The sequence below is a fragment of the Kitasatospora sp. NPDC001132 genome, from assembly GCF_053598415.1.
This window is the reverse complement of sequence record NZ_JBSFKF010000086.1, coordinates 1-3,904: the sequence shown is the minus strand read 5'-3', so window position 1 is coordinate 3,904 and position 3,904 is coordinate 1. Positions and strand designations below refer to the sequence as shown.

General features: G+C 74.2%; 1 protein-coding gene. It reads right to left on the bottom strand.

All coding sequences use genetic code 11. The features are described 5' to 3' along the window. On the bottom strand, positions 1–3,904 hold a 3,904-nt coding region (locus ACWDBE_RS39025), incomplete at both ends, for a type I polyketide synthase (RefSeq protein ID WP_449810355.1).

Sequence of the window (3,904 nt, the reverse complement as noted above, 5' to 3'; positions counted from 1 at the left end):
CCGTGGCGTTGGCTGCCCTGTCCGGTGAGCAGGAACGCGGTCTTGCCGGGTCGGGCCGTGCCGGTGACGAGTCCGGGGGCTTCGGTGTCCTCGGCGAGCGCGCGCAGTGCGGCGAGCAGGCCCTCGCGGTCGGTCGCGGTGACGACGGCGCGGTGGTCGAAGCGGGTGCGCGCGGCGAGGCTGCGGGCGACGGAAGCGGTCTCCGCCTCGGGCTGTTGGGCCAGGAAGGCCGTCAGCTGCCGTGCCTGCTCGCGCAGTGCCTGCGTGGTGCGCGCCGCTAGGAGCAGCGGTGGCTGTTCCGTCGGCTCGGTCGGGCGAGGTGCCTCCGCGGGCTGTTCGAGGATGACGTGGGCGTTGGTGCCGCTGATGCCGAACGAGGAGACGGCGGCCCGGCGGGGACGGTCGTCCTCGACGTCCCACGGCCGTGCCTCGGTGAGCAGTCGGACGGTTCCGTCGGACCAGTCGACGTGGCTGGTCGGCTGCTCGGCGTGCAGGGTGCGCGGCAGGACGCCGTTCCGCATCGCCATGACCATCTTGATCACGCCACCGACGCCGGCCGCCGCCTGGGAGTGTCCGATGTTGGACTTCAACGAACCTAGCCAGAGCGGGTGTTCGGCATCGCGTGTCTCGCCGTAGGTGTTCAGCAGCGCCTGGGCCTCGATGGGGTCGCCGAGGCGGGTGCCGGTGCCGTGAGCCTCGACGGCGTCGATCTCCTCCGGTGCGAGCCGCGCGTTCGCCAGGGCCTGCCGGATGACGCGTTCCTGGCTGGGGCCGTTGGGCGCGGTCAGGCCGTTGCTGGCGCCGTCCTGGTTGACGGCGGTGCCCCGGACGATCGCCAGCACCGGGTGGCCGTTGCGGCGGGCGTCCGACAGGCGCTCGACCAGCAGCAGGCCGACGCCCTCGCTCCAGCCGGTGCCGTCCGCCTCGTCGGAGAACGCCTTGCAGCGCCCGTCCGGGGACAGCCCGCGCTGGCGGCTGAACTCCACGAAGGTGCCCGGGGTGGACATGACGGTGGCGCCGCCCGCGAGGGCGAGCGAGCACTCGCCGGCCCGCAGGGCCTGGGCGGCCAGGTGCAGGGCGACCAGCGAGGAGGAGCAGGCGGTGTCGACCGTGATTGCCGGGCCTTCGAGGCCGAAGTTGTAGGCGATCCGGCCGGAGACGACGCTGCCGGTGTTGCCGGTCAGCAGGATGCCCTCCAGCTCCTTCGGCATGAGCTGCACCGGCGGGGCGTAGTCGTGGTACATCACCCCGGCGAAGACCCCGGTGTCGCTGCCGCGCAGGGTGGTCGGGTCGATGCCGGCCCGCTCGAAGGTCTCCCAGGCGGTCTCCAGCAGCAGCCGCTGCTGCGGGTCCATCGCGGTGGCCTCGCGCGGGCTGATCCCGAAGAACTCGGAGTCGAACTCGCCCGCTCGGTAGAGGAATCCGCCCCGGTCGGTGATGGACTTGCCGACCGCCTCGGGGTCCGGGTCGTGGAGGTCTTCCGGCCAGCCGCGGTCGTACGGGAACGGTCCGATCCCGTCGCGGCCCTGGTCGACCAGCTGCCACAGTTCCTCGGGCGTGGTGACGCCACCCGGGTAGTGGCAGGCCATGCCGATGATGGCGATCGGCTCCGCGTCGTCGGCGGTCCCGGACCCGACGGCTCGGGTGGTCCGCGGACGGGGTGCCTGGACGAGGCCCGCGGCCTTGGCGAGTTGCTCCTGCAGGTGCTCGGCCAGGGCGCCGGGCGTCGGGTAGTCGAACACCAGGGTGGCCGAAAGCCGGAGCCCGGTCGCCGAGTTGATGCGGTTGCGCAGTTCGACCGCGCTCAGCGAGTCGACGCCCAGCTCCTTGAAGCCGGCGGAGGCGTCGACCGTGTCCGCGCTGCTGTGGCCGAGCACGGAGGCCGCCGACGCACGAACCAACTCCAGTGCGGTGGCGAGGCGTTCGGCCGTGTCCAGTCCGGCCAGCCGTTCGGCGAACTCGTTGCCCGCCGGCTGGGCGGCCCTGGCCCGGACCCGCTGCGGGGCGGTCCGTACCAGCCCGCGCAGCAGCGCCGGGACGGATTCGGCGTCGGACCGCGCCCGGACGGCGGCGAGGTCGAGCCTGGCCGGGACGAGCAGGGCCTCGGGGCGGCCGAGGGTGGCGTCGAGGAACGCCAGCCCCTCGTCCTCGGACATCGCCGCGACGCCCGCGCGGGCCATGCGCGCGAGGTCGGCGTCGCTGAGCTTCTCGCCCATGCCGCCCTGGCCCCAGAGGCCCCAGGCGAGGGAGGTGGCTGGCAGGCCGAGGGTGTGTCGGTGGTGGGCGAGGGCGTCCAGGAAGGCGTTGGCGGCGGCGTAGTTGGCCTGACCGGCGGCGCCGATCAGACCGGAGACCGAGGAGTACAGGACGAAGGCGGACAGCGGGAGTTCGGCTGTCAGCTCGTGGAGGTGCAGCGCGGCCAGGACCTTCGGACGCAGGACGGTGTCGAGGCGTTCGGGGGTGAGGGCGGTGATGATGCCGTCGTCGAGGACGCCGGCGGTGTGGATGACGGCGGTGAGGGGGTGGTCGGTGGGTACGGCGGTGAGGAGGGCGGCGACGGCGTCGCGGTCGGTGGTGTCGCAGGCGACGGCCCGGACCTCGGCGCCGGAGTCGGTGAGTTCGGTGATGAGTTCGGCGGCGCCGGGGGCGTCGGCGCCCCGGCGGCTGGTGAGCAGGAGGTGCCGGACGCCGTGCTCGGTCACCAGGTGCCGGGCCAGCAGCGCACCCAGCCGTCCGAAGGCACCCGTGATCAGCACCGTGCCCTCGGGGTCGAGCCGCACCGGGCCGGAGTCGGCCGCGGCCGGAGCGTTGACGCGGGCGAGCCGGGGCACCTGGAGAACACCGGCCCGAAGCGCGGACTGCGGCTCACCGGTGGCGGCAGCGGCGCGCAGGACGCGCAGCGACTCGGGCGTGCCGTCGTGATCCACCAGGGTGAACCGGCCCGGATACTCCGACTGTACGGTCCGCAGCAGACCCCACACCGGGGCCGCGGCCGGCACCCCGGCCTCGGTCGGGCCGCCGGCGGGCACGGCCTGCCGGGTCAGCACCAGCACCGGGGTCTCGGCCAGCCGGTCGTCCTGGAGCAGCGCCTGGACGGTCGTCAGAGCGTCGTGGGAGGCCCGGCGGGCCGCCTCGAACAGGGCACCGGCGTCCGTGCCGTCCGCCCCGGGGTGGCCCGGCGCGTACACCAGGACCTCGGGCGGCTCGGCCGTCCCGTCGTCGAGGGCCGCGCGCAGGGCGGCTGCGTCCTCGTACCGGACGGCTGCGAGCGCCTCGGCCGTTCCGGCATCGCCGATCAGGGCCCAGGGGCCGCCGGGCGCCTCGGCGAGCGCGGCGGCCGCGGGCTGCCAGGCGACGGTGTACAGCGGGTGCCGCTGGTCGGCGTCGCGCAACTGCCCGGCGGAGGCCTCGCGCATCACCAGCGCGTCGATCTCGGCGACCGGTGCGCCGGTCGGATCGGTGAGGCGCAGCACGGTTCCGGTGCCGTCGTCGGACGGGCGGGCCGTGAGCCGGAGCCGGGTGGCGCCGACGGAGTGCAGCGTCACACCCCGGAAGGTGAACGGAAGGCCGCGCTCGATGCCGGCGATCAGGAGGGGGTGGAGGGTGGCGTCGAGGAGGGCGGGGTGGAGGGTGTGGCCTTCGGGGGTGAGGTCGGTGGGGAGGGTGATTTCGGCGTGGAGGGTGTTGTCGGTGTCGCGCCAGGCTTTGGTGAGGCCTTGGAAGGCGGGGCCGTAGGTGTAGCCGCGTTCGGTGAGGTGGTGGTAGGTGTCGGTGAGGTCGATGGGGGTGGCGGTGGCGGGGGGCCAGGTGGTGTTGGTTTCGGGGGTGTGGGGGGTGGTGTTGGTGAGGGTGCCGGTGGCGTGACGGGTCCAGGGGTGGTCCTCGTCCGCGCGCGAGTGGATGG